The sequence below is a fragment of the Sphingobium sp. 15-1 genome (genome assembly GCF_013375535.1).
Lineage (GTDB): Bacteria > Pseudomonadota > Alphaproteobacteria > Sphingomonadales > Sphingomonadaceae > Sphingobium > Sphingobium aromaticivastans.
This window is the reverse complement of record NZ_JABXJG010000001.1, coordinates 1919893-1944067: the sequence shown is the minus strand read 5'-3', so window position 1 is coordinate 1944067 and position 24175 is coordinate 1919893. Positions and strand designations below refer to the sequence as shown.

Here is a 24175-nt window from a genome sequence, read left to right as displayed (position 1 = left end):
ATGGATACCATAACCTACGAAATCATCCGCAGCAGCCTGTATGCGATCGCGCGCGAGATGAAGATCGCCATGACCCGCACGGCGGGAAGCCCCATCATCCATTCCGGCGGGGACGCATCGGCCGCGATCTTCGACGATGAGATGCAACTGGTCGCGCAGGGCAATGACATACCCACGATGCTCGGCGCGGCGGTCATCTCGACCAAGGCCACGGTCCAGGCGATCGGCGCGGACAATCTGCGGCCCGGCGACGTCATCATCAGCAACGACGTCTATCTGGGGGGCGGCAATCATCACCCCGACGTTCAGTTCACCAGGCCCGTCTTCGCGGGCGACAGGATCGTCGCCTATGTGATGACCAAGGGGCATTGGAGCGACATAGGCGGCCAGTCCCCCGGCAGCTTCGCGGCGGAGACCTGGGACATTTTTGGCGAGGGCGTTCGCATTCCTCCCGTCCGGCTCTATCGCGACGACAAGCTGATCGAGGATGTGAAGACCCTGATCCTGCAAAATACGCGCGATCCCGAGACGCGGCTGCTGGACATGCAGGCGCAATATGCCGGCTGCTTCGTCGGCGGCCAGCGCATATTGACTCTGGTCGAGCGCTATGGCGCCGACGCCCTGAAGTCGGCCATGTCGCGGTCGCTGGACCATTCCGAGGCGCTGATGCGCCAGGCGCTCGAAGCCATGCCCGACGGCGTGTATCTGGGCGAGGATGAGATCGACGCCGTCTACGAGGTCGACGGCGAGCGGCCCCTGATCCCCATTCGGGTCAGGATCACCAAGCAGGGCGACACGATCGAATTCGACTATAGCGGCAGCGGAGCGCAGGTGCGCGGCGGCATCAACTGCCCCTTGTCGGTCACCTACAACAGCACCTGGTTCACGGTGAAGGCGATCACCGACAACATGATCCCCATCAACCAGGGCTGCTATCGGCCGGTGAAGGTGATCGCGCCGGAAGGCAGCGTCCTCAACTGCAGCTTTCCCGCCTCCGTCGTGTCCGGCGTGACGGAGACGTCGCCGCGGGTGATCGACATGCTGCTGAAAGCCCTTGCGCCTGCGGTGCCCCAGCGCGTCACGGCGCAGAGCAACTGCGCGGCGTGCGCGGGAATCTTCGCCGGTTCCGATCCGGACGAGGATCGGGTGGCGCGGACGGGCCGGCGCTTCGCCAGCCTGTTCGACGTGCATGCGGGCGGCATGGGCGCGCGCAGCGACAAGGACGGCGTGAGCGCGATCCGCGTCTATGTCGGCAATGCGGGCGCGCAATCGGTGGAGGCGATTGAACAGGCCTATCCGTTGCGCATAGACGAATGGAGCCTGGTGGCGGACAGCGGCGGCGCGGGCCGCCATCGCGGCGGCCTTGCCGCGCGGCGGGTCTATCGCGTCGATTATGACGAAGCGACCTTCACTGTCGCCGGAGAGCGCGAGCGCCAGGTGCCCGACGGTCTGGAAGGTGGCCTGCCCGGCAGTTGCTTCAAATGCGAGATCGAACGGTCCGACGGCACGGTGGAGACGGTTCCCGCGCGCGGCAGCCATGTCATCGTGCGGAAGGGCGACCGGGTTCTGGTGCAACCGGCCGGCAGTGGCGGTTTCGGGAAGCCGGAGGCCCGCGATCAGGCGGCGATCGCCGCCGATCTGGCCGACGGCTACGTGACGGTGGCCGCTGCGCGCCGGGACTATCGCCAGGCGGCGCCGGATAGCGGTTCCGCGACCGGGAAGGCAGCCGTTTGATGGGGGACCAGCACATGACGCGTCCCCTTCCGCTGGCGGGCGTGAAGGTGGTCGAGATCGGCCACAGCCTGTCGGCGCCCTATGCCGGCCATATTCTGGGCCAGCTTGGCGCGACCGTCACCAAGATCGAGAATGCGGGGATGGGCGATCACGCCCGCGCATGGGGTTCGGTGCGCCATGGCGACGCGGCGATCATGTTCCACGCCGTCAATCTGGGCAAGGAGAGCGTCACCGCCGATCTTCGCGACAGCCGGTCGGTCGGGCAGATCGCGGATCTGATCCTGGGCGAAGCCGACATCGTCGTTCAGAATCTCAAGCGGGGCATCGTCGAGCGCGTCGGCCTGGATGCGGCGACGCTGCGCGCGGCCAAGCCCGCGCTCATCTATTGCAACATCACCGCTTTCGGTTCGACCGGGCCGTTGCGCGATCGTCCCGGCTATGATCCGCTGATCCAGGCGGTGAGCGGCATGATGAGCCTGCTCGGCCGCGCCGGCGATCCCAGCATCCGCATTCCGATCTCGGTGAACGACATGGGTACGGGAATGTGGGCGTGCATGGGCATATTGTCCGCCTATATCGAGCGGTCGAGGACGGGCGTGGGCGCGACGATCGACACGTCCCTCTATGAAACCGCGCTCGCCTGGCAGACGGTTCAGATTTCGGACTATCTGAATTCCGGCGAAGCGCCTGAACGGCATGGTTCGGGCAATGCCAATATCGTGCCCTATCAGACCTTCTTCTGCCGCAATGGCGAGGAGCTGATGATTTCGGCGGGCAACGACAAATTGTTCCGTTCGCTTTGTTCCGTGCTTGGCGCGCCCGAGCTGGGCGGCGACCCGCGTTTCGCCACCAACGACATGCGCGTCCGCAACCGAAGCGCGCTTCTTCCCATGCTGCAGGCCATGATCTGCGAACGCAAACGGCCGAATCTGGAGAAGGAGCTTGAGACGGCCGGCGTTCCCTGCGGCCGGGTGAACAGCATCGATCAGGTGATGGGCAGCGCGCAGGTCGGCGCGCTGGGCATCATCGGCGCCACCTCCGGCAATGAGTTGAAGACGGTCGGCCTTCCGCTCGCTTTTGACAGTTGCCGCCCGCCGCTCGGCCGGCCCGGCCCCCGGCTGGGCGCGCACGATCCCCTGGAAACGCGGAGCCATCATGGCGCATGAACTCAGCTTCGACGGTCTGGAAACCGTCCGCCTCGATCATCCCGGCGATCATATGCTGCGCATCACGCTTGCAAGGGCGGGCCGCGGCAATTCGCTGAACACCAGGATGGGCGAGGAGCTTGTCCGGATCTTCGGCGCTCTGGAGGCGAAACCGTCCCTCTATCGGTGCATAATCCTGACGGCTGAAGGCGATCGCATCTTCTGCGCCGGCGCCGACCTCAAGGAACGCAACGGCATGGACGATGCGGCGTTTCAGGAACAGCATTATCTGTTCGAGCGGATGGTGCGCGCGATCAGCGACTGCCCGATCCCGACGATCGCGGTCGTCAATGGGGCGGCGCTTGCGGGCGGGCTGGAACTGATGCTCGGATGCGATTTCGCCTATGCCGCGGACCATGCCCGCTTCGGCTTTCCCGAAGTGATGCGGGGCATCATGCCTGGCGGCGGCGGCACGCAGCATCTGGCCCGGATCGTCGGCGCGCCCCGCGCCAAGGAACTCATCCTGAGCGGCGCCATTTTCGGGGCGGCCGAGGCGCTGGAATGGGGGCTGGTGAACAAGATCATGCCCGGCGCCGCCATCATGGCGGCCGCGCTGGAGACCGCGGCGACGATCTGCGCCAACGCGCCGATCGCGATCGCGCAAGCGAAGAAGTCGATCGGCTTTGGCCTGCAGATGGATTTGCGGACGGGGCTGTTCTTCGAGGTTGAGGCCTATAGCCGCCTGATCGGGACGGAAGACCGGCGCGAGGGGATCGCGGCCTTCAACGAGAAGCGCCCGCCGGTGTTTCAGGGGCGGTGAGCGCGATGGACCCTGTCGTGATTCGGCCTGTCGTCATTCGGCCTGTCGTCATTCGGGAAGTCGGGCTTAGGGACGGTCTTCAGATGCTGGCCGCCGGTCCGACGACCGGGCAGAAGCAAGCCTGGATCGACGCCGAACGCGCGGCTGGACTGCGGGAGATGGAGGTCTGCTCCTTCGTGCCCGCGGCGCTCATGCCGCAATTTGCCGACGCGGCCGACATCGTCCGCTACGCCCGGGGGGTTGAGGGATTGGCGGTGACGGCGCTCGCGCCCAATCTCAAGGGCGCGCAGCTCGCCGCCGAAGCGGGCGTCGACAAGATCAACTTCGTCATCTCGGTGAGCGAAAGCCATAATCTGGCCAATGTCCGCCGCACGCCCCGGGAATCGATCGGCCAATTGCGCGAGATCGTGGCGATGCTGGCAAGCCTTCCTGCGGATCGTCGCCCCGGGATCGATGTCGGATTGTCGACCGCGTTCGGCTGTTCGATCGAAGGCAGGGTCGATCCCGAGGCGACCCTCCGGCTGGCTGAAGAGGTCGCCGCCGCCGGCGTCGACGGCATCACCATAGCCGACACGGTGGGCTATGCCGATCCGATCGCGGTCGCCGGGTTGAGCGCGGCGATGCTGGAACGCTTTGCCGATTTGCCCATCGCCATCCACCTGCACGATACGCGTGGGCTGGCGCTTGCCAACGCCTTTTCAGCCTATCAGGCGGGTATCCGGATCTTCGATGGGTCGCTCGGCGGACTGGGCGGCTGTCCGCATGCGCCGGGGGCGACGGGCAATGTCGCGATCGAGGACCTCATATTCATGTTCGAGCTGATGGGGGTGGATACCGGGATCGATCTCGCCCGGCTGCTGGTTGCGCGATCGGCCGTCGCCGCGATGTTGCCACCCGGCGCGCTTGGCGGCCAGCTCGCCCGCGCGGGCCTGCCCAAGACGATGCGCGTCGCGTCTTGATGTCTGGCTGGAAAGTGAGATATGAAACGTTTCATAATTTAGTGGGGCGCGGTATCCCTGCCATGGGCCGTTTGGGAGAGATGACATGCTTGATTATAGTCTGAGCCCCGAAGAGCGGGCGGTCGCGGAGAAGAAGACCCGCGCACTGGTCGATCGCTTCATAGAGCGTGATGTGGCCGGGGATTTCGAAGCTTGCTACCGCATGCTCAATGCGGATGCGGTGTATACGCTCATAGGCGAATCCCCGGTATCGGGCACCTATTATGGCCCGGACGACACGATGGAGCGGCTGGCGCCCCTGCTCGTGCATTTCACGGCGCGTCCGCAGATGACGTTCTCGGAAATCATGATCGACGGCTATCGCGCCTTTTTGCGGGCGTCCAGCACCGGCGGCGCGGGCCGATATGGTCCCTATGCCCAGCCCTTCTACGGTTTCTACCTGCGTGTCGAGGGCGAGGGTTTTGCCGAGCTTGTCGAATTTCTGGACCCGCTCCAACTGGACGTCGCCTTGTTCGGAAAACGACTGGTCGACGCTTGACGAACGGCGCCCGGCGGTATCCGCTTCTATCTCAATAAGGTGAATTTGCGATGCATGAGAGCAAATTGTTTCACGATGTCGTTCGCGAAAGGCGGTCCGTTCGCGCCTTTCTTCCAACGCCGGTGCCGGACGCGTTGATGCAGGCGGTGGTCGACGATGCGCGCCATGCCCCGTCGAACGCCAATATCCAGCCCTGGTCGGTGCATATCGTCTCCGGCGCGAAGCGCGACGAGCTGAGCAAGGCGATGCTGGAGGCGGAGGCGGCGGGACGGCTGACGCCTGATTTTCCGTTTGGATATGATGAACTTTACGGCGCCTACAGCGACCGCCAGAAGGCGCAGGCCGCCGCTTATTACGAAGCGCTGGGCGTCGCGCGCGAGGCGTTCGACGAGCGGCGCATGACGATGCTGCGGAATCTCGAATTCTTTGGTGCGCCGCATGCCTGCCTGCTGTTCATGCCGTCATTCTACGACAGCGTCCGGATCGCCGGGGATGTGGGCATGTATGCCCAGACGTTCCTGCTTTCGCTTGCGGCCCATGGCCTGGGGGGCGTGCCCCAGACCTTGCTCGGCTTTTTCGCGGAAACGGCTCGTGAGGTGCTGGGCATCGATCCGTCGCTCAAGATGCTTTTCGGCATATCCTTCGGCTATCCCGACCTGGATTCGGCGGCCAGCCGCTACTGGATCGGCAAGACAGCCGTCCAGGATCATGTCACTTTTCATAAATGAAACGTTTCATTGACACGCGCCGCCCTGTGTCCTAGGATACGAATCGATAATGAAGAGGTTGATTGCGCATAAGGCCCGAAAGATGTCGGGAAGTGCAGATCGGCCTCCAGGACCAGGACGGGAGAGATGGACGATAGCTGCGGAAAATCCATGCCATGGATATTCGTGAAGCAGAGAAATCTCTCTTCGTCGAAGATCGTTGAATAGCGCGACCTCAAAATATCCTGAAATCGCGGTGCGCGATGACGGAAGGGGCGTGTTCTGTACCTATATTAAATTTTTTCTGTCCGTGGGCGGGAGGACGTTTGTCCGGATCGGCCTGAATGGCGATCCGTTTCGAAACGGACCCGAGCCACAGCATCGAAAAGCGCGCGACGGCGACGAGACCGGCGCATCATAAGGAGGGGAAAGAGGATGATCGCAATGGGAAAATGGCATATCGCGGCGGCCAAGGCACTGGCGGGGGTTTCCGCCGTGGCGTTGGCGGCCGGGGCGGCGCAGGCGCAGGAAGCTCCCCAGGCGGCGGGCGCGGACCAGGCCGCAAGCGGCGGCTCATCGGTTGGCGACATTGTCGTGACGGCGCGCAAGCGTTCCGAAAGCCTTCGCGACGTTCCCGTGGCGATCACCGCCTTGAGCGGCGAGACTTTGCAGCGGCAGAATATCACGCAGATGATCGACATCGGTAAGATCACGCCCAGCTTCAACTACACCTATGGCGCCGCGAACAGCGTGGCGGTCATCCGCGGGTTCGGGTCGGGCGGCAATGCGGGTTTCGAACAGGCCGTCGGTAAATTCGTCGACAACGTCTCCTATGGCCGCGACCAGGAAGCCCGCATTCCGATCTTCGATGTCGAGCGGGTGGAAGTGCTGAAGGGGCCGCAGGTGCTGACGTTCGGCAACAGCGCCACGGCCGGCGCGCTCAATATCTCGACCAAGAAGCCCGGCGACGAATTCGAGGCTGACGGTTCGATCGGCTACGAATTTTATGGCCGCGAATTTCAGGCGCAGACCGGCGTTACCGTTCCGCTCAGCGAGGGCATGAGTCTGCGCGTGGCGGGGCTTTTCCAGAATTTGGACCGGGGACGATATGACAATCCGGTCAAGGGCGAACGCGAACCCGAAACGCGCAACTATGCGATACGTCCGTCGCTGCGGCTGCAGCCGGCCGACGGGCTGGACATCGTGCTGCGCGCCGAGCTTGACCGGATCAAGGACCGCGGCAACACGCTGGTGCCGACCAACCAGCCGCTGGTGGGCAATACCTCGCTCTATCCCGTGGTGGGCGACAAGGACACGCGCTACGTCAACACCAATGTCGCGCCGTTCTTCACCGACGAATTGGCGGAGCTGGAAGCGCAACTTTATCAGGCCGACATCAATTACGACATTGCGGGCGGGACGCTGACCTCGACCACGGCATGGCGGAAGAGCGACGGCGTCGTGATATACGGCACCGACGGCATCAACCACAGTCCCGCATTCGTGAACGGGCAATGGACCCACTATAAGCAGTTCAGCCAGGAACTGCGCTTCGGCGGCACTTTCGGCAAGCTCGACGCCACCGTCGGCGGCTATTATCAGCGCGACACCCTGGCGATCGACGCGAACCAGGAACTCAATCTGGGCGCCCTGGGGCTCACCGGAACCGCGGCGACGCCTTTCTCGCGGAACTTCACCTTCGACCAGAAGAACCGGGTCTTCTCGGCTTTCGTGGATCTCACCTACCATCTGACCGACCAGTTGAGCCTGTCCGGCGGCGTCCGCTATTCCGACACGCGGAAGAAGGCCGGGCAGAGCATGTTCGCGGCGCGCATCATTCCGAACATCGATCTTGACACCTCGCGCGCCGCGCTGCTGGCCGCGCGCGACCCCTCGCTGGACGGAGTCCTCGCGGCGGTGCTCGGCGGAATCCAGCACGCCTTCCCCATGGGCACCTTCCATCTGGTCGACCGCCAGTGGCAGCCGCAGGCGATCGTGCAGTATAAATTTTCCTCCAACAACATGGCCTATGTCAAATATGTGAAGGGGGCCAAGGTCGGCGGTTTCGACTATACCTATACCACCAGCCCGGCCAATGCCGGCTTCGGGTCGGAAAAGGCATGGATGGTGGAGGCCGGGATAAAGGGACTCCTGCTCGACAACCGCCTCGATTATTCGATCGCGGTGTTCCGCGAGGAATTTAACGGCCTGCAGCAGTCGGTGCGGCAGGGCTTCAACCTGGTCGTGTCGAACATCGGCAAGGCGCGGTCGCAGGGCGTCGAGCTGGACCTCAATTATCGGGTGACCGACAATTTGCGGCTGGGCTTCAACGGCGCCTATCTGGACGCCAAATATATTTCCTTCGTGGGGGCGGCCTGCAACACGCTGCAAAATGCGCGGCTGGCGCCCGGCTGTGTCGGCGGCGCGCAGGATCTTTCCGGGACGCCGACGCCCTATTCGTCCAAATGGACGGGCTCCTTCAATGTCGAATATGTGCAGCCGGTCGGGAACGGCAACCAGATCGCGGCCGGCGCGTCCGTCTTTGCGCGCACCAAATATAATGCGGGATCGTTCAACGATCCGCGCATGGTGCAGAACGGTTATGCCCAACTGGACGCGCATATCGATTTCGGGCCGGAGGATGGCCGCTGGGCGATGTCGCTGTTCGGCCGGAATCTGACTGACAAGCGGCTGCTGGAAGTCGATTATACAGGCGTGGGGTCTTCGACGTCGACGTTCGGCTCCTATTCGCGCGGCCGGCAGATCGGCCTGAAGCTGCGATATAATATCCAGTGACGTTCAAGGGTGGCCGGCTTGCCGTCGTGCAGCCGGTCGCCCTTCAGCGGCGTTATAAGCGGGCGGGTGAAGGAGGAACGGGTTTGGAAGCCAGCAGCGCATCGCTTGCACCGGACAACAAGGTCATGGGCGGAGCCGCGGCGGAACGGAATGCGGTCGACGGTCCCTATGCCCGTTATGTTCTGATGGTGCTTGTCGGAGTCTATACCCTGACCTGGATGGACCGCACCATCCTCTCGATCCTGGCCGAAGACATCAAGGCGCATTTCGGGCTCAGCGACGCGGAGCTTGGTTTCCTGCACGGAACCGCCTTCGGCGTCTTCTATGCCCTGTTCGGTTTTCCGTTCGGCCGTCTGGCGGACCGGTGGAAGCGGGTGCGCCTATTGTCCATCTGCATCTCGATCTGGTCGATGATGACGGTGTTTTGCGGATTGGCCGGCAGCGTCGGCCAGTTGGTCGCCGCCCGCATCGGCGTCGGCATTGGGGAGGCGTCCGCCGTTCCTTCCGCCTATTCGCTTTTATCCGACTGGTTCTCGCGGGGGCGGCGCGGGACGGCGCTGGGCATCTTCAGCACCGGCTTCTATCTCGGTCAGGGCCTGGCGTTCGCGATCGGGGGGCTGGTCGTGGCTTCGTGGCTCTCGTCCTTCGGGGAGGCTGGACCCTTCGGCCTGCGGGGATGGCAGGCGGCCTTCATGGTTGTCGGTCTTCCGGGCCTGCTGATCGCGATCCTCGTCTCGACCCTGCGCGAACCGAGGAGGGGGCTGTCCGACGGCACTTATCCTCCGGCGGAAAAGGACATCTGGCTGCGCCTGTTCGACGATATTGCCAGCGTCATTCCTCCTTTCACCTTTTACCAGGCTGCCCGCACCGGTCCGAAGGTCCTTGCGGTCAATATCGCGGCAGCCCTGATCGTGGCGTCGGCGGCATGGGGGCTGATCGCCGCTTCCGGCGACAGGATGCAATGGATCGCGATCGCCATCGGATGGTATGCCGCCTTCACCGCCGCCCAGATGCTGCGGGCGCGCGATCCCGCGACCTTTGCGCTGACATGGAAAGCGCCGGCCTTTCTCTACACGACGATCGGCTTCGGCTTCTCCTCCATGCTGGTGCTGAACATGGGTTTCTGGACGGCTCCTCTGGCTTTGCGTTCGCTGCCGGTCGACAAGGCGACGGTGGGCATGGTCCTGGGCGCTTCGGCGGCCATTTGCGGCATGGCGGGCGTCTTCGTCGGCGGCCGCCTGTCGGACATCATGTTGCGTCGGCACGCGGCGGGGCGAATCCATGTCGGCATCGCGTCCACGGTGATCCCGGTTCCCTTTGTGATCGGCATGTGCCTGACGCACAATCCCTGGATCTTCTTCCTTCTGAACCTTCCCGTCATCTTCGTCGGCATCATGTGGATGGCGGCCGGCGCCGCCACCATTCAGGAAATCGTCATGCCGCGCATGCGCGGAACGGCGTCGGTCACCTATATCCTTGTCAGCACGCTCGTGGGTTCGGCCTTGGGGCCCTATCTGGTCGGCAAGGTTTCCGCCGCGCAGGGCAGTCTGGCCACCGGGCTGATGGCGGGCCTGCTGGCGGTGCCGATCGCGGTGGCCGCCCTGTGGATGGCGGCCCGGCACGTCCAGTCGGCGGAGGCGACGAAGGTCGAGCGGGCGCGGGCAGCGGGCGAAGCGGTCGAGCAGGAGCCCGTCGGCGTCGCGGCCCATGCAGAGCATCGGCAATTCGAAAGGCAGCTATCGTGATCAATCTGGCAAGCGACCATCTTCGCAGGGCGGCCCAGTCCTTTCCGCAGGGGGTGGCGATCGTCGACGGCGATCGCGAAATCCTCTGGTCGGATTTCGATCGGGCCGTGGAGCGTCTGGCGCGGCGGCTCATCACCGCCGGACTCGCGCCGGGGCAGAGCGTGCTCATCATGAGCGGCAATTGCGCGGAGTTCCTGATACTCAGCTTCGCCGTGTGGCGCGCGGGCGGCGTGATGGCGGTCGTCCACGCCTCTACGGGCCCCAACGAGCTCGACTATGCGCTGACCAATGCCGAACCGCATTTCCTGTTTGCGGAAGGGGAGAGCCGGACCGCCGCGGCGGCCGCCGTCAGCAGGACAGGCTCGCGCACGGAAATCTTCGATCTTGTCCGCGATGCCGAACTCATTCCCCACATCGCGCCGTTCGCCGGAGATTTGCCGCAGGTCGATTGCGACGCGGTCGGCGTCATCGGCTATACCTCCGGGACGACGGGCGTGCCCAAGCCGGTCGCGCATTCGCATCGCTCGATCGCGGAGGGAACGGATGGCGTGGCGGACATCTGGCGGATCGACGCTGCCGACACGATCCTGGTCGCCGTGCCGCTTTCCTGGATGATGGGGCTTGTCATCCTCTCGCTGACCGCCACCACCCGCGCCGCCAGAATCCATCTGATGCGCGAATTTTCCCCGGATGGCGTGCTGGACGCAATGCTGGGCCATGGCATCACCTTCTTCGCGGGGTCGACCAGCATGTATGTGAAGATCGCCAATGCCTGGCACCGGCGCGACGCGGTGGCGGACTTCCATCTGCGCTGCTGCATTTCCGGCGGAGAGGCGCGCAACGAAGCCGTTTTCGAGGATTGGCGCCGCATCACCGGAACGCCTGTGCTGGACGCCTATGCCGCGTTCGAATGCTGGCCGCTTGTCATGAACGACCCGGCGGGCGCTCCCCCGCCGACCGGATCGGCCGGGAAGATCGCGCCGGGCGCGCGGATGCGCTTCCTCGGGCCGGACGGGCGGGAAGTCGCGCCGGGCGAAGTGGGCGAGGCGCAGGGGCGCGGGCCGGCGATGATGATGGGCTATTGGAAGGAGCCCGACCTCACCGGAAAGGCGATCACGCCGGACGGCTGGTATCGCACGGGCGATTATGCCCGCATCGACGAGCATGGCTATGTCTATGTCCTGGGCCGCGCCAGCGACCTCATCAACCGGGACGGCAGGCCGATCTATGCGGCCGAGGTCGAGCAGGTCTTGAGTGAACTGGATTATGTGGGGCAGGCGGCCGTGGTCGGCCTTCCCGACCCGGATCACGGCCAGATGGTGGCGGCGGCCATCGTGCCGATGCCGGGCGCCGCGCCCAGCGAAGCGGCGATCCAGGAGCATTGCTCGGCCCGGCTGGCGGCGTTCAAGGTGCCCGGCATGATCCGGATAGTCGAGGCGCTGCCGCATAACATGTCGGGCAAGGTTTTGCGGCGGGAGGTGATTCCGATGCTGCTGCGCATGCGCGAAGCCGAGGACGCATGAAGACGATCAACGTCCAAATGGGATGGAAATATGAGCTCTGATCTTTCGACCAAATCCATCATCGTCACCGGTTCCGGGCGCGGCATCGGCCGGGCGATGGCGCGGGCGCTGGCCGCCGACGGCGCGCAATTGACGATTGCGGACATCGATCATGCCGCCGCGTCGGCCGTCGCCGCCGAGATTGAGGAAGCCGGCGGCCGGGCGATCGCCGTGAAGGTGGACGTGACCGACCGGGCGAGCGTGCGCGCCATGATTGCGCGGGCCGTCGCCCAATTCGGCAGGCTCGACGTCATGTTCAACAATGCCGGCACCGCTCAGGGAAAGCCCTTGCTCTCGATCACCGAGGAGGATTGGCACAGGATGATGACGGTGAACGGGCTGAGCGTGCTGATATGCATGCAGGAGGCCGCGGCGCGGATGATCGAGCAGGGACAGGGCGGAAAGATCGTCAACACGGGGTCGATCGCCTCGAAACAATGTCATGAGCCACTGGTCCATTATGGCGCCAGCAAATTCGCCGTGGCCGCCTTGACCCAGGGCGGGGCGCGCGCGTTCGGACAGCATGGGATCACCGTCAACGCCATCGGGCCCGGCGTCGTGAAGACGGACCTTTGGGATAGCATAGAGGGGGATTTCCGCGCAGAGGGGCTGACCCGGGAGCGTGACGAGGCGATGGACAATCTCATTCCCCAGATCACGCTCGGCCGCGCGTCGGTCCCTGAAGATCTGGCCGGAGTGGCGCGGTTCCTCGCCTCTTCCGGCTCCGACTATATGACCGGGCAATGCCTGATGGTCGACGGCGGTTTCGTCTTTCTGTGAGGCAGGCTGGCCCGTTGCCGGGCCGCACAGGGACGAACAAGCCGCATTTCGGGAGGCGGCCCGCACGCTATCCCGCTGGGCTTTGCCAGGCCGACCGTCGGGGAAAGCGCTTTCCCGGCGCGATGAGATACAGCTTTAGCAAGGAGAACTGATTTATGGCGGAATCCACCTTTGCCTCCCGCATGGGGCCGCTCGGTGTCTTTGCCTTCACGGATTTGATGCCCGCCGCCGAAGCGGCGAAATTCGCGCAGCGCGTGGAAAATTGGGGCTATCGCACGCTCTGGGTGCCGGACGTGTCCGCCGGGCGCGACAGCCTGGTCCATTCCTCCTGGATGCTGGCGAACACGCGGGAACTGAACATGGTGACCGGCATCGTCAACATCTACGGCCGCGATCATGTCTCGATGAGGGGCGCCCAGATCGCCCTGGCCGAACAATCCGGCAACCGCTTCCTCCTTGGCCTTGGCGTCTCGCATCCCGAACTGGTGGAGGAATTGCGGGGCGAGACCTACAGCAGGAAGCCGGTCGCCACGATGAAGGCCTATCTGGAAGCCATGGAACGCTTCAGGATGGATTCGACCGTCTTGCCCAGCGAACGGCCGCTGACCGTCCTGGCGGCGCTGGGGCCCAAGATGATCGAGCTTTCGGCGTCCCATGCCGACGGCGCCTACACCAATAATTCGCCGCCCGCCCATACCGCCATGGCCCGCGCCATATTGGGACCGGACAAGCTGCTGTGCGTCAACCTTCTGGTTTCGCTGGAAAGCGATCCCGATGAAGCGCGCGCCACCGGGCGCCGGGCTCTGGCCTGGAACCTGACCTTTCCCAATTATCGCAACAATTGGAAGCGGCTGGGCTTTGACGATGATGATTTCGCGGACGGCGGATCGGACCGGCTGATCGATGCGATCGTCGCCTGGGGCGATGAACGGACCATCCGCGCCCGGATTCAGGAACATTGGGACGCTGGCGCGGACCATGTCTGCATCTTCGGCCTGAACCCGGCGGGCGCCTATGAAAATCCGGAAGAGGCGCCTTTGGCGCTGCTCGCGCCGGCAAGATAGGCGGAGGACCGCAGGCGACCTTTCGCCCGCGGCAAAAGCGCGCGCCAACCATGGAGAATAACGTGCCGCCATTGCGTGAACGCCGGCAGGAGCAACATCGCCGGTCCAAAAACGAGCCAGGGGAGGGGAAGGCATGATCGAAGGCCTCATGCAGCGGACTCCCCTGATGATCGGGGACATATTGCGCCATTGCGCCACCGCGCACGGCGACCGGGAGATCGTCTCGCGTCTCGTCGGGGAACCGGCCTGGCGCTATGACAATCGCGGACTGCGCCGCCGCGCGGGCCAGGCTGTGCTGGCGCTGGCGCGGCGCGGCATCCGGCCCGGCGACCGGGTCGCCTCGCTGGCTTGGAACACCCATCGGCATCTTGAGCTGTTCTACGCGGTTCCCGGCATGGGCGCCGTTCTGCACACGGTAAACCCGCGTTTCTCCGACGATCAGATCGTCTACACGATCAACCATGCGGGCAGCCGCCTTCTTTTCGTCGACAGGAGCTTCCTGCCGCTGGTCCACAGGCTGCGCGACCGGATTTCGGCGGTGGAGGCGGTCATATTGCTCGCCAGCGCCCCGGATGAGGGGTTTGAGAGCTATGAGGAACTGATCGCGGGCGAAGCGGACGGCTATGATTGGCCGAGCTTCGACGAGAACAGCGCCGCCGTCCTATGCTATACGTCAGGGACCACCGGGGATCCGAAGGGCGTTCTCTACAGCCATCGGTCGATCGTGCTCCATGCGCTCGCCAACGGCCTTCCCGGCGCGCTTGGCCTTTCGGCCTTCGACTGCATCATGCCATGCGTGCCGATGTACCATGCGACGGCATGGGGCATGCCCTATATGGCGGCCATCAGCGGCTGCAAGCTCGCCTTGCCCTGCGACCGCATGGATGGGGAGAGCCTCCATTCCCTCATCAGGGACGAAGGCGTGACCTTCTCCGGCGGGGTGCCGACGGTCTGGACCATGTATCTGGACCATCTGGCGCGCACCGGCGAGGATAGCGGCACCCTGGACCGCATCATGATCGGCGGCTCCGCGGTTCCGCGCGCCATGGCGGAGACGTTCGAGCGTCGCCATGGCGTCAAGGTCCGCCAGGTCTGGGGCATGACCGAGCTGAGCCCGCTGGGCGTCATATCGACCCCGACTCCGCAGATCGCGCATCTGGGCCAGGAAGCGGAGGAAGAGATACTCTGGACCCGCCAGGGCCGCGCGCAGTTCGGCGTCGAACTGCGCATCGTCGGAGAGGATGGGGCGGCGCTGCCGCATGACGGCGCCACGCCTGGCGCGTTGCAGGCGAGAGGGCCGTGGACCGTGCAGCGCTATTTCCGAAGCGAGAAGGACGCCACATCCGACGACCGCTGGTTCGACACCGGGGACATCGCCACGATCGATGAACATGGCTTCCTGCGGATCACCGACCGCAGCAAGGATGTGATCAAATCGGGCGGCGAGTGGATCAGTTCGATCGACATAGAGAATGTCGCGGCCGCCTGTGCCGGGGTGAAGGTCGCCGCGGTCATCGGCGTCCGTCATCCCCAATGGGAGGAGCGTCCGATCCTCATCATAGAGGGACATGACGGCGCGCAACTTCAGGAGCAGGTCATCCTGGATCATCTGGCGTCGCAAATCGCCAAATGGTGGATGCCCGACAAGGTCATATTCGCTCCCGTCCCCCTGACGGCAACGGGAAAGATCGACAAGAAACGGCTGAGGGAAAATTTTGCCGACGAGCTGTCGCCAATATGAGCGATGTTTCCCGTAACGGGGACAGGCATAAAGTCCCCGAAGCATTCACATGCGGGCGATCCCATGTGGGATATTGGTGGCCGGCGAACGATAATGTCATCGGGCGGCATGGCCAAAGCGATGGGATCGACGTGATCGAAGACCCGGGGCAACGGCTGTTCGAGATGATCGTGGCGCGCGAGCTCGCGGGCGACATCGATATATAGCGGGTCAATCGCCCTGCGTCGCGGCCTTCGGCATGATGTGACAGTCGCGCCAGCTCCCATCGCCTTTGGGAACGAACGACACATAGTCGCCATCGATGATGAGGGCCGCTTGCGGGCTGCGATAATATCGGCCGAGCGTCAGGGTTCCGCGTTCCAGCGTGAGTTGCCCCTCCTTCCAGATGATCGTGGCGCGATCGGCGTCCGCGCGCAGGAGGAAGCGGCGGCCGGCGGCGCACTGGACTTCCGCATCGATGCCCGGCTGTCGCGCATCGGCGGGAGCGGCCAGCATTGCGGAAATGGCAATGGCAGCGGGCATGAGGGCGACGGGGAAATTGCGACATGCCATGGATGGGGCCTTGCAGGGGCGGATGCCGTTCTAGGGTGTGTGGGGATTCAGCCCATGGCGGGCTGCAAATGGCGGCTTTCTGCGCTTCCAGTGCTCACATACTTTGAGTACGCTGCGCGCCGGTTCTCGAAATCCACCATTTTCGCTCCACCCTGAACTGAATCCCCACACACCCTAACTCGCCGCCGAATCCTCGGTTCCTGAAACGAGCGCATTGGCGATCATGGCGGCGAGGCTTTCCTCCGCGCGCTGCTTGACGCCCGCATCCTTGGAGAGCAGGTCATGCCTGATCCATTGCGGCGCGCGATGCAGAACCGCCATGATCAGCTTTGTCGTCTTGTCGTCCATGCTCGACCTATGCGGATCGGTTCTGCTTCCGGCAACCGCAAAACGAATCAATGCCCGCGCCGTCATTTCTTGGAAATCGGCGCGGACGGCTCGGCCTGTCCTGTCCGACCCACGGCGCAAAGCTTCTTTCATGGCATTGTCACCGATGCCGCCTACATGGGCTGCATGAACATCGGCTCCTATTTTCGCCTTGAAGGGATTCTCCTAGCGGGTGCCGTCGGCCTGTATGTGCAGGCGCGCGACGGCGTGTTCTGGGAGATTAGCGGCCTTGGGGATGTCGGTCATCTCCTGCAAGCCAACGTCGTCGTCGAAGGCATCCGGACAGGGGCCGAGGCCATATCCGTGAACTGGATCGAGGCCATCGAGCCATTGCAGCGTTTGATCAGCACCGCAGGCATGTAAACCCTGCCTGGGGCTCCTGCGTCAACCGGCTTCCGATAAGCTGAAAGCCGCGGAAAGCGGCGGAATCCACAACCCCTGGAGGCCGAGCCGGAATCGAATTGGTAACAAATTTGTTTGATTTTTCAGAGATTTATTGATTGCCAGTCGAAAAATAGGCCCCCAAAAAGGCCACAGTTCGGTCAGGCTGCAATCAGGAATCACATTGGTTTCCCAATACTTATACCACAAGGGCAGGCCGAAGGGAATGTCCCGCACATGGGGTTGGGTGGGCGGACCAAACAAGGTGGTCGCCCCTGTCCGGGGCGGCCTTGCTCATCGGCTGACTATGCCGCCTCTTTCTCTTCGTCGGGATTCGCCAGTTGATGCAGATAGGCCACGGCGCGCTCGGCATGGGCTGCGGCCTGCACAATGGCGCGCGAATCGTTTTGCAGCACCCTGATCCAACTCGCTATATAGCTGGCATGATCCGGACGAGGCTCGGCGGCCAAGCCAAGATCGGCGGCCAGGAACGCCGCGCCTAATTCGGCTACATATCCTGACAGTCCAGCCAAAAATGGCGGTTGGAAGGTAAAAACCATCGGTGCCTCCAGCACTGCCCAAAACCCCATGGCTCCCCCGAGGCGGGGTTGGCGGCGAGAACGACCGGAGAGGCCCGCGCAAGCGGCGGGCCGCACCCGGAGGGGCGAAATGAAATGGAGCAGTTCGGCGAAGCCGGGCTTGCGGCGCGCCGTGGCGGGCCTAGCAGGGAGCGCCGACCAGACCCGCATCGAGGGAGGCCAAAGAAATCAGCGCCGCCGCGCCAGCGGCGTCCGCTGGTGAGCGGGCGAAGCCCGCGCATCGGCATGCGCGACGAAGCGGCCGAGCCCGCGAGGGATCGGCCGCTCAGCCTTGGTCGCTGCTGGATCATGGCTGCTGGGCGTGCATCCAGTCGGCTGCCGCTTGCGCCTTGCTCGCCGCGGTGAAGATCGCCCGGGGCTCGTCCTTGAGCAGTTGCAGCCAGGAAGCGATATAGGCCGCGTGATCGGGTCGCGGTTCGTGCGCGATCCCGAGATCGGCGAGCAGGAACGATGCGGTCAACTCGGCGGTCGCTTCCTCCATGGCGAGCGCGTGCCTGGTCCACTTGGCGCTGAAATCCCGGTCGAGCCGATGGGCTGCGCCACTGGCGTGGGCTGCCTCATGAATATGGGTGGCGTAGAAGCCGTGGGCATCGTGGAAGGCGCTGAAATCCGGCATGTGGATGTGGTCTTCGGCGATATGATAATAGGCGCTGGCCGAGCCGTAGACGGTATCGATGCCGAGGGCGGCGATGAAGGCTTCGGCGGCGGCGAGGCGTTCGCTCTCGGGCAGATCCGGCCCCGGTTCGGGCGCATAGCCATCGACCTGGTCGGCGTTGAACAGGCTGAACACCTTGGCGAAAAGCCGTCGGTGTTCGTCATCGTCGCCGGCGTCGTCGCTCTTCGCGCGAAACTCCTTCCAGAGGACGCCGAGGCTGGCGTGCTCGCCCTTGCGGACCTGCGCGCCGAGCGCCTGCCACTGGCGATAAGTGCCCCAGACGCCGCTCGCATAGCCGCTGCCATAGGCGGCGGCCCAGAGCGAGACCGTATTTATGCCGCGATAAGGCTTGCCGCTGGCGATGTTGGTCGGGCGGGTGACGTCGGCGCCGGAATGATGCCACGGCATGCGCCAAGTGCCGGTGCCGGCTTCGATGGCATCGACGATCGCTTGCGTGACGCGAGCGTAGATGTCGACACGTGGTGAGGCTGACATGATCTGTTCTCCGTTCTCGCGCCGGGGACCATCCCCGGCGGCGGAGGCCTGTTCGCGCCGGGCACAGGGGGGCTCGCGCACCCGTCAGGGCCGCAGCGAAGCGAAGGACGGCGAAGCCATTGCGCGGGCGCGCCGACCGGCGCAGGACTCCGCCAACAGCCGGGGTGGTCTACGGCGCGGGAGGATCGATCCCGGCAATCACCGCGGTCAGACGATCCAGCTCGCCCTGGAGCGCCTGACGCTGGAGATCGGAAATGCGCCGTTCGCGTAAATGCGCCCTGGCATCGGCAGCCGCGCGGTCCCAGGCCGGCCTGTGGCGAGCGGTGATGCAGGCGTTGGGACAGCGGGTCGGCTCGCACAGGGCAGTGAGCGGCTGCGCGGGATCGGGGGTCGTCACGCGCTTGAGGCAGAGCGCGGTCGCGGGATCGAAGAAGCAATCCGCGAGCGGGCCGACATGGAAGGTGCGCGCGACGCTGGCGAGCATGACGCGCAGGCGGGCGCGATCGGCGATCATGGCGGGCAAAGGCCCTTGTCTGACGGCGGCATCGTCGAGCGTCCGCGCGATACGCGGTCCCGCCGGACCGCCGAGCGATGCGCCGCCCTGCCGCCGGTCGAAATAGTCCAGCAGGTCGTCAATCTGACCGAGCCGGCGCTGCGCCTCGACCTCGGCGCGGAACCCCGATGCGCTGGTCCCGGCATAGCCCTCGAACGCGGCGACGGACGCATGCTTGTACTGGATCATGCCGGCGATGGTGCCGAACGGTCGGTTGGCGATGTGCCACGCGATCGTGCGCCGAAACTGCCGCGTCGTGATGCGCCACGGCTCGCCATCGGGTCCGGGTGGGATGACCGGCGCATCGGGACTGCCGAAGGCGGTGTTGAGGTGATCGCGGAAAGCGTTGAGCTGGCGCACCACCTCGCTCGACAGATGCGTCTTGGTGACGGCGCTCGTGCGCAGCACCGGCCAGAGCGTATCGCTGCCGCTCGCGCGCGCCGGTCGTGCCGACAGGCGTTCGAGCACCGCGATCGCGGCTGCGACCGGCTCGATCGTCACCCAGCTCGCCGCCTCGCCCATGGCCGCCCGGCGCTTGTATATGGTCGACCGGATGCGATGCCGCTCGATCAGGCCATTCTCACTGCGCACAATCGAGAGGCACCCGCGCTGCATCGCCTGCACCTCGCAGTCGCGCATGCCGGTCAGGTAGGCACACACGATATAGGCGGCCGCCTGGAGCATCCGTTCCTCATGTGCGAGGGTCTTCGCATCGAAACGTGCGCGCCATGGCTGACCGCTCTCGGGATCGATCGAGATCGGCGTGTCCATGCCGCCGACCTCCACCCCCAGCTCGGCCGCCACTGCGTCGATCAACCTCGCTTCACCGCCGGTCAGCATGAAATGCGCGCCTGGTTCGGCCTGCACGTCGATCCCGGCATGGAGATGCAGGAGATGGGCGTTGATCGGTGGGGTCACGGCGCCGGTGTTGGGGTCGATGCGCAGCTTGCCGTTATGAGCGGTGCCCCAGATCGGTGCGCCGCGCCCCTCGCGGCGTCGGCGACCGAAATAGGCCTTCAGGCGGGTGCGGCGACGTTGCCGGCGATCAGCGTCCGGAAGGCCGGCGTCGGCGGCGGCAAGGCGATCCCGGCGCGCTTCGAGCCGCGCAAGCTCGCGGCGGGCGGCCAGAATATCGTCTGCGAACATGGTGACATAGCGCAACGACCAAGCGAGTAGCGCGGCGATGACCTCTTCCGGGAAGCGCGGCGTGCGGTTCTCCAGGACATGGCGGTAGCCCGCAACGCGGGCGGGCGCCTGTCCGGCCCAAGGCTCGAATGCAAGGCCTCCGCCAGCGAGGTGGTCACGATAGTAATAGAGATCGGAAACCACTTCGAGGAGGTGGCCGACGATGACGGGTCGTCGGGCAGGATCGTCACGAAGATGACGGGCATAGGCATCGACCAATGCCTGATCGATACGGCAAACGTCGAGCCGTCCGAGCCGCTCACGGGCGAAGGCGAGGAACCGGCGGGCACGGTTGAATACTTGGCGGATGCTCGCCGGTGGTAACTTCGTTCGATAGCCCGGAAGATCGACGTTGAGGCGCGCGTAGAGATAGGCGCGCATCGCCGCCTGCACATCGGCATGTTCGAGCACGTCGAAATGCACGGTGACGTGGCAGCGCCGGGCGTTCTCGCGGAAGACGGCGGGACCGAGATCCCAGCTCGGGTCGCCGACGCGTGATAGCTCCTCACGGATATGGCCTTCCTTGAGCGGCGCGCTCGCCAGCACGGGGCGATCGTCGAAGGCCGGTGCCTGGGCATGGGCGGGCATGGTCATGCGCGGACCTCCGGCGGCAGATAAAGCCGCTCGCTCTCCATCTGCCGGCGCGCATCGGCAATGACGGCATCGGAGAAGGCCGGCACGACCTGGGCGGTGATGCGAGCATGGACGCGGCCGAACTTGGCCGCCCAGTCGGTCGCGGACAGACTCAACCGCTGCTCTTCGACGAATGCGAGGAAGGCGAGGATCGCGGGGAGCTTGCGCACGGTGATGACGGCGTTGGAACAATCAAGGCAACCCCAGAAGGGCTGCGCGCAGGGTGATCCGGCCTCGGCGAAGGGACTGTTGTGGAAGCCCGCGCAGGCGGCGAGCCAGACATCCTGTTCGCCGTCGAGCAACGGACCCACGGTATCGGGCGGCAGCAACGGCGCGGCCTGTTCGGGTGCTTCGCGCAGCGCCTGCTCGGCGGTGGGCGGAAGCACGGTCGGTATCGCGGCGGCGACTGCTGCGCGAAAAGCATCGGCGACGGCCATCTCGTGCAGGGGCCGGAGCGACGGCAGATCGGCGTAGTGGCGCGCCGCCACCTCGCGCGAGTGGCCGACCGCGAAGCGGGTCATATGCCCCTCGGTCTTGATGTACCATAGCGCCTTGTGGGTCTTGCGGAGCCGGGAGAGCAGCAGGTGGAGGGGCTTGCCGTCGTCATCGACAATATCGTGCTGAGCTACCCAGGCATCGATCCGTTCCGTCGGGTGGCGGATACCTGCCCGCAGGGCGCCAGCGTTGTGATAAGCCCAAAGACGATCGTCGTTCAGATGCTTGCGGGTAGTCGCCGTGACCTCGATCAGGCGACGAATAAGACCGCCAGGCGTGCCGCCCCCGCCGTCGCGGATGCGCATGCTCTTGTGCTCGGCGCCGCGGGCGCGGCGCTTGAGATAGCGCAGCTCCACCGTGCCGGCATGCGGGTTGGTGAGACAATCTATGGTCAGCGCCTTCAGGCACTCGGGCTCGAGGCCGGTATCGAGCGTGAGCAGCACGAGCAGTGCCGGCAGGTCGCTCGCGAGCAGATGGTGCCGGCCATGGAGGTCATCGACCAGCGTGCTGATCGGCAGACCGCGCCGCATGCGCATGAAATAGAGGCTCTTCAGCGCCGGATGGTCTGCAACGATAAAGCCCTGCCGCGCGATGATCGCTTCGGCATCGGCGCGCGCCCTGGCGATGACCGGATCGCCCTCATCGGTGCGGTCGTCGGCGCCGAGACGGCGGAACATCGCCTCGACATCGGTCCTCGCGGCGTCGCGCAACGCGCGGGCGACGAAGGGGCTATAAGCATCGCGCGGGGTCGAGCGGCCCGCCGATGTGGCCAGCGTGTAGCGCACCCTCTCATGCAGGTCGGGCGCGATCCGATCGGGCCGGTCTGCCTCGATCGCGCGCAATGTGTTGACGATCTTGCCGACCGATATGTGCCGGTGGATCGCGCCCATCCCGCGCTGTTCGAGCGCGGAGGCGAACCCATCGATATGGACTGCGCGCAGATCGCTGACGCCGGTCACCTCGGGCGCACCATCGCCAAGCCAGGCGAAGAAGTGACGATAGACCTGCACATACTGCTTGATGACGCTGGCCGCACCGATGGGGCCGCCGAGCGCTGCTGATCGACGCAGCGCGCCGGCGAAGGCGATAGCGAGCGGGCGAGGATCGAGTGCGGCCATATCAACCTGGACCGTTCCGCCATGCCGGGCCTCGATGGTGAACTTGAGGCCGAGCACCGGATCGGGCTTCTGCGGCTCCGGCGTGATCGGCGCGAAGGCGACAGGCCGGCCCTTACGGGGATGACCGCTCATACGCTTTGCGGCCCCGGCAGCAACGCCAGCAGTTCCTCAACGGCTGCGTCCACCGTATCGGCGCGGGTCGCGATATGGTCGAGGTAGATATAGGTGGTGGCGAGGCTGGCGTGGCCGAGCAGGCGTTGCACCTGTTGCAGCGGGTCGCCGAGGATCAGCCGATAGCTCTCCACCGGTCCCGCCGGCAATGCTGCTTCGCGCAGCCGCTGCTGGATCAGCAAGGCGAGCATATGGACTGCGAAGGTGTGGCGAAGCTGGTGCGGGCTGATCGACAGCGGGAAGCCGTTCTCCTCGCACCGGTTGCAGGCACGGGTGAAGATCACCTCCCACGAGTTGGGGCGGACAGGCTGCCCGACCTCGGTCAGCCATAGCGCCGCCGGCTCGCGGGGCGTTGCATCCTCGTCGCACAGGATCAGGCGGCATCGTTCCTCCGGGGTGCAGACATCGCGCATACGGTCGAGACCGGCGCGGGGGACAGGGATCGGTCGCTCGAAGCTGGCCGCCCCATCGCGCGCGGCGAACTTGGCCACGCCCGCTGCTCGCTCGACGGCGACATAGGCGGCGATCTGGCGAAGCAGCCGACGCGGGAGCAGAACGCTACGTCCCCGGTCGCCCTTGGTGAGCGGCGGCGGGAGAGGCAGCCAAAGTTGTCGGGCATCGCCGTCCGCGCGGTCGATCGCCGCGAGCTCGGCGGTGAGCAAGCCCGACGCCTCTTCGAGGCGCAGGCCGGTGGTGACGAGAAGATCGGCGAACAGTGCGTTGCGCAGCCCGTTACGGTCGCGAGCGCCGGGGCGTTCGGTGCCGTCAGGGGTGAGCCCGCGCAGGCCGACCTCGCGGAAAATGCGGTAGTCGTCCATCGTGACGAACCGCACATCCGATCGCCTGGCGACACGTTCATAGGCATCGTTGCGCGCCGCGATCATGCCGCGACCGCCGCCATGCGCCGGGCGCCATACAGCACGCCGACTGAACGGCGCCTCGGCGATCAGTCCCTGTTGCTCACCCCAACGGTAGAGACGATCGAGGCTCGCGACCGCCCTGTTCCAGCTTGCAGCGCTGATCCGCTGGGCGGCTTCGTCGCGTCGACGCGCACGATGATAGGCGGTCACGTCATCGCGCTCCGCGGTCCACATCGTCTTGCCGCAGGCATCGAGAAAGCGGAGCCAGACCGCAACATCATAGGCGTAGGCGCGCAGCGAATGGCGCGAACGGACACCCGACAACGGTAGGTCGAGAAAGAAGCGGTCGAGGTCAGCGTCATAGAGCGCGCCATCTCGAAGGATCCGCGGCACATGCGCATCGAGGCCAGAGATCTCCCGCCCCTCGGAAACGACGATGACAGACACCGACGTGAAACCCTCCCCCTGCCCCCCCTCCCGGAAGGTGGACCGGCCCATGC

Annotated in this window: 23 protein-coding genes; 15 read left to right on the top strand and 8 right to left on the bottom strand. The window is 65.1% G+C overall.

Annotated elements, in window-relative coordinates; genetic code table 11:
* The 13 genes from HUK72_RS09100 to HUK72_RS09040 all read left to right on the top strand — a co-directional run bounded on the left by HUK72_RS09100 (position 1) and on the right by HUK72_RS09040 (position 15797).
* Positions 1 to 1734, top strand: a complete 1734-nt coding sequence (locus tag HUK72_RS09100; protein ID WP_176596504.1) for a hydantoinase B/oxoprolinase family protein — start codon at positions 1 to 3, stop codon at positions 1732 to 1734.
* A gap of 14 nt (positions 1735 to 1748) precedes the next feature.
* Complete coding sequence (locus HUK72_RS09095) at positions 1749 to 2900, top strand: CaiB/BaiF CoA-transferase family protein (protein ID WP_176596503.1); 1152 nt, start codon at positions 1749 to 1751, stop codon at positions 2898 to 2900.
* Complete coding sequence (locus HUK72_RS09090; RefSeq protein ID WP_025547197.1) at positions 2890 to 3699, top strand: enoyl-CoA hydratase/isomerase family protein; 810 nt, start codon at positions 2890 to 2892, stop codon at positions 3697 to 3699. Before HUK72_RS09095 ends, HUK72_RS09090 begins: the two co-directional genes overlap by 11 nt.
* 17 nt (positions 3700 to 3716) lie before the next feature.
* The gene (locus HUK72_RS09085; protein ID WP_218035941.1) at positions 3717 to 4658 is read left to right on the top strand and encodes a hydroxymethylglutaryl-CoA lyase; all 942 of its coding nucleotides are present in this window, start codon (positions 3717 to 3719) and stop codon (positions 4656 to 4658) included.
* 85 nt (positions 4659 to 4743) lie between these two features.
* A complete protein-coding gene (locus HUK72_RS09080) occupies positions 4744 to 5196 on the top strand; it encodes a nuclear transport factor 2 family protein (RefSeq protein ID WP_176596501.1) in 453 nt (150 codons plus the stop codon).
* A gap of 50 nt (positions 5197 to 5246) precedes the next feature.
* Positions 5247 to 5924, top strand: coding sequence for a nitroreductase (locus HUK72_RS09075; RefSeq protein WP_176596500.1), 678 nt, complete (start codon positions 5247 to 5249; stop codon positions 5922 to 5924).
* Between the two features lie 414 nt (positions 5925 to 6338).
* Positions 6339 to 8699, top strand: a complete 2361-nt coding sequence (locus HUK72_RS09070) for a TonB-dependent receptor (RefSeq protein WP_176596499.1) — start codon at positions 6339 to 6341, stop codon at positions 8697 to 8699.
* Positions 8696 to 10444: an MFS transporter gene (locus tag HUK72_RS09065; RefSeq protein ID WP_176596498.1), complete on the top strand. Its 1749-nt coding sequence runs from the start codon at positions 8696 to 8698 to the stop codon at positions 10442 to 10444. The genes HUK72_RS09070 and HUK72_RS09065 overlap by 4 nt, the downstream gene beginning before the upstream one ends.
* Positions 10441 to 11967, top strand: coding sequence for a class I adenylate-forming enzyme family protein (locus tag HUK72_RS09060; protein WP_176596497.1), 1527 nt, complete (start codon positions 10441 to 10443; stop codon positions 11965 to 11967). Before HUK72_RS09065 ends, HUK72_RS09060 begins: the two co-directional genes overlap by 4 nt.
* A 30-nt stretch (positions 11968 to 11997) precedes the next feature.
* The gene (locus HUK72_RS09055) at positions 11998 to 12786 is read left to right on the top strand and encodes an SDR family NAD(P)-dependent oxidoreductase (RefSeq protein ID WP_176596496.1); all 789 of its coding nucleotides are present in this window, start codon (positions 11998 to 12000) and stop codon (positions 12784 to 12786) included.
* Positions 12787 to 12941: 155 nt separating this feature from the next.
* Positions 12942 to 13850 (top strand): TIGR03620 family F420-dependent LLM class oxidoreductase, encoded by a 909-nt coding sequence (locus HUK72_RS09050; protein ID WP_176596495.1) that lies wholly within the window; start codon positions 12942 to 12944, stop codon positions 13848 to 13850.
* A gap of 133 nt (positions 13851 to 13983) precedes the next feature.
* A complete protein-coding gene (locus HUK72_RS09045) occupies positions 13984 to 15591 on the top strand; it encodes a long-chain fatty acid--CoA ligase (protein WP_176596494.1) in 1608 nt (535 codons plus the stop codon).
* Positions 15592 to 15656: 65 nt separating this feature from the next.
* A complete protein-coding gene (locus HUK72_RS09040) occupies positions 15657 to 15797 on the top strand; it encodes a hypothetical protein (RefSeq protein ID WP_176596493.1) in 141 nt (46 codons plus the stop codon).
* A gap of 4 nt (positions 15798 to 15801) precedes the next feature.
* On the opposite strand, the gene HUK72_RS09035 is transcribed toward HUK72_RS09040, so the two are convergent.
* Both HUK72_RS09035 and HUK72_RS09030 read right to left on the bottom strand, forming a co-directional pair.
* Positions 15802 to 16143: a hypothetical protein gene (locus HUK72_RS09035; RefSeq protein ID WP_176596492.1), complete on the bottom strand. Its 342-nt coding sequence runs from the start codon at positions 16141 to 16143 to the stop codon at positions 15802 to 15804.
* A 174-nt stretch (positions 16144 to 16317) separates the two neighbouring features.
* A complete protein-coding gene (locus HUK72_RS09030; protein WP_176596491.1) occupies positions 16318 to 16491 on the bottom strand; it encodes a hypothetical protein in 174 nt (57 codons plus the stop codon).
* A gap of 9 nt (positions 16492 to 16500) precedes the next feature.
* Here HUK72_RS09030 and HUK72_RS09025 point away from each other — a divergent pair, with 9 nt between their 5' ends.
* The gene (locus tag HUK72_RS09025) at positions 16501 to 16893 is read left to right on the top strand and encodes a DUF5818 domain-containing protein (RefSeq protein ID WP_176596490.1); all 393 of its coding nucleotides are present in this window, start codon (positions 16501 to 16503) and stop codon (positions 16891 to 16893) included.
* A 21-nt stretch (positions 16894 to 16914) separates the two neighbouring features.
* Here HUK72_RS09025 and HUK72_RS26980 read toward each other — a convergent pair whose 3' ends face one another.
* Both HUK72_RS26980 and HUK72_RS09020 read right to left on the bottom strand, forming a co-directional pair.
* Entirely contained in the window at positions 16915 to 17175 is a 261-nt protein-coding gene (locus HUK72_RS26980) for a hypothetical protein (protein ID WP_218035940.1), read from the bottom strand.
* Between the two features lie 41 nt (positions 17176 to 17216).
* Positions 17217 to 17471 (bottom strand): zincin-like metallopeptidase domain-containing protein, encoded by a 255-nt coding sequence (locus HUK72_RS09020; RefSeq protein ID WP_176596489.1) that lies wholly within the window; start codon positions 17469 to 17471, stop codon positions 17217 to 17219.
* A 109-nt stretch (positions 17472 to 17580) separates the two neighbouring features.
* On the opposite strand from HUK72_RS09020, the gene HUK72_RS27205 reads away from it, so the two are divergent.
* A complete protein-coding gene (locus HUK72_RS27205; RefSeq protein ID WP_255325652.1) occupies positions 17581 to 17712 on the top strand; it encodes a hypothetical protein in 132 nt (43 codons plus the stop codon).
* Between the two features lie 84 nt (positions 17713 to 17796).
* Here HUK72_RS27205 and HUK72_RS09015 read toward each other — a convergent pair whose 3' ends face one another.
* From HUK72_RS09015 to HUK72_RS09000, 4 genes are all read right to left on the bottom strand, one after another.
* Positions 17797 to 18660, bottom strand: coding sequence for an ArdC family protein (locus HUK72_RS09015; RefSeq protein WP_176596488.1), 864 nt, complete (start codon positions 18658 to 18660; stop codon positions 17797 to 17799).
* Between the two features lie 169 nt (positions 18661 to 18829).
* Positions 18830 to 20992 carry an integrase gene (locus tag HUK72_RS09010; RefSeq protein ID WP_176596487.1) on the bottom strand — a complete coding sequence of 721 codons (2163 nt, stop codon included), beginning with the start codon at positions 20990 to 20992 and terminating at the stop codon, positions 18830 to 18832.
* Positions 20989 to 22776 carry a hypothetical protein gene (locus tag HUK72_RS09005; RefSeq protein WP_176596486.1) on the bottom strand — a complete coding sequence of 596 codons (1788 nt, stop codon included), beginning with the start codon at positions 22774 to 22776 and terminating at the stop codon, positions 20989 to 20991. Before HUK72_RS09005 ends, HUK72_RS09010 begins: the two co-directional genes overlap by 4 nt.
* The gene (locus HUK72_RS09000; protein ID WP_176596485.1) at positions 22773 to 24122 is read right to left on the bottom strand and encodes a site-specific integrase; all 1350 of its coding nucleotides are present in this window, start codon (positions 24120 to 24122) and stop codon (positions 22773 to 22775) included. Before HUK72_RS09000 ends, HUK72_RS09005 begins: the two co-directional genes overlap by 4 nt.
* Between the last annotated feature and the right edge of the window lie 53 nt (positions 24123 to 24175).

Excerpts from the sequence above, each read along its gene's own strand:
- HUK72_RS09005 (WP_176596486.1), bottom strand. The coding sequence starts at position 22,776 with ATGAGCGGTCATCCCCGTAAGGGCCGGCCTGTCGCCTTCGCGCCGATC.
- HUK72_RS09075 (WP_176596500.1), top strand. The coding sequence starts at position 5,247 with ATGCATGAGAGCAAATTGTTTCACGATGTCGTTCGCGAAAGGCGGTCC.
- HUK72_RS09020 (WP_176596489.1), bottom strand. The coding sequence starts at position 17,471 with ATGGTTTTTACCTTCCAACCGCCATTTTTGGCTGGACTGTCAGGATAT.
- HUK72_RS27205 (WP_255325652.1), top strand. The coding sequence starts at position 17,581 with ATGAAATGGAGCAGTTCGGCGAAGCCGGGCTTGCGGCGCGCCGTGGCG.
- HUK72_RS09095 (WP_176596503.1), top strand. The coding sequence starts at position 1,749 with ATGACGCGTCCCCTTCCGCTGGCGGGCGTGAAGGTGGTCGAGATCGGC.
- HUK72_RS09015 (WP_176596488.1), bottom strand. The coding sequence starts at position 18,660 with ATGTCAGCCTCACCACGTGTCGACATCTACGCTCGCGTCACGCAAGCG.
- HUK72_RS09025 (WP_176596490.1), top strand. The coding sequence starts at position 16,501 with ATGCGGATCGGTTCTGCTTCCGGCAACCGCAAAACGAATCAATGCCCG.
- HUK72_RS09100 (WP_176596504.1), top strand. The coding sequence starts at position 1 with ATGGATACCATAACCTACGAAATCATCCGCAGCAGCCTGTATGCGATC.
- HUK72_RS09010 (WP_176596487.1), bottom strand. The coding sequence starts at position 20,992 with ATGACCATGCCCGCCCATGCCCAGGCACCGGCCTTCGACGATCGCCCC.
- HUK72_RS09045 (WP_176596494.1), top strand. The coding sequence starts at position 13,984 with ATGATCGAAGGCCTCATGCAGCGGACTCCCCTGATGATCGGGGACATA.
- HUK72_RS09030 (WP_176596491.1), bottom strand. The coding sequence starts at position 16,491 with ATGGACGACAAGACGACAAAGCTGATCATGGCGGTTCTGCATCGCGCG.
- HUK72_RS09035 (WP_176596492.1), bottom strand. The coding sequence starts at position 16,143 with ATGGCATGTCGCAATTTCCCCGTCGCCCTCATGCCCGCTGCCATTGCC.
- HUK72_RS09070 (WP_176596499.1), top strand. The coding sequence starts at position 6,339 with ATGATCGCAATGGGAAAATGGCATATCGCGGCGGCCAAGGCACTGGCG.
- HUK72_RS09090 (WP_025547197.1), top strand. The coding sequence starts at position 2,890 with ATGGCGCATGAACTCAGCTTCGACGGTCTGGAAACCGTCCGCCTCGAT.
- HUK72_RS09050 (WP_176596495.1), top strand. The coding sequence starts at position 12,942 with ATGGCGGAATCCACCTTTGCCTCCCGCATGGGGCCGCTCGGTGTCTTT.
- HUK72_RS09080 (WP_176596501.1), top strand. The coding sequence starts at position 4,744 with ATGCTTGATTATAGTCTGAGCCCCGAAGAGCGGGCGGTCGCGGAGAAG.
- HUK72_RS09055 (WP_176596496.1), top strand. The coding sequence starts at position 11,998 with ATGAGCTCTGATCTTTCGACCAAATCCATCATCGTCACCGGTTCCGGG.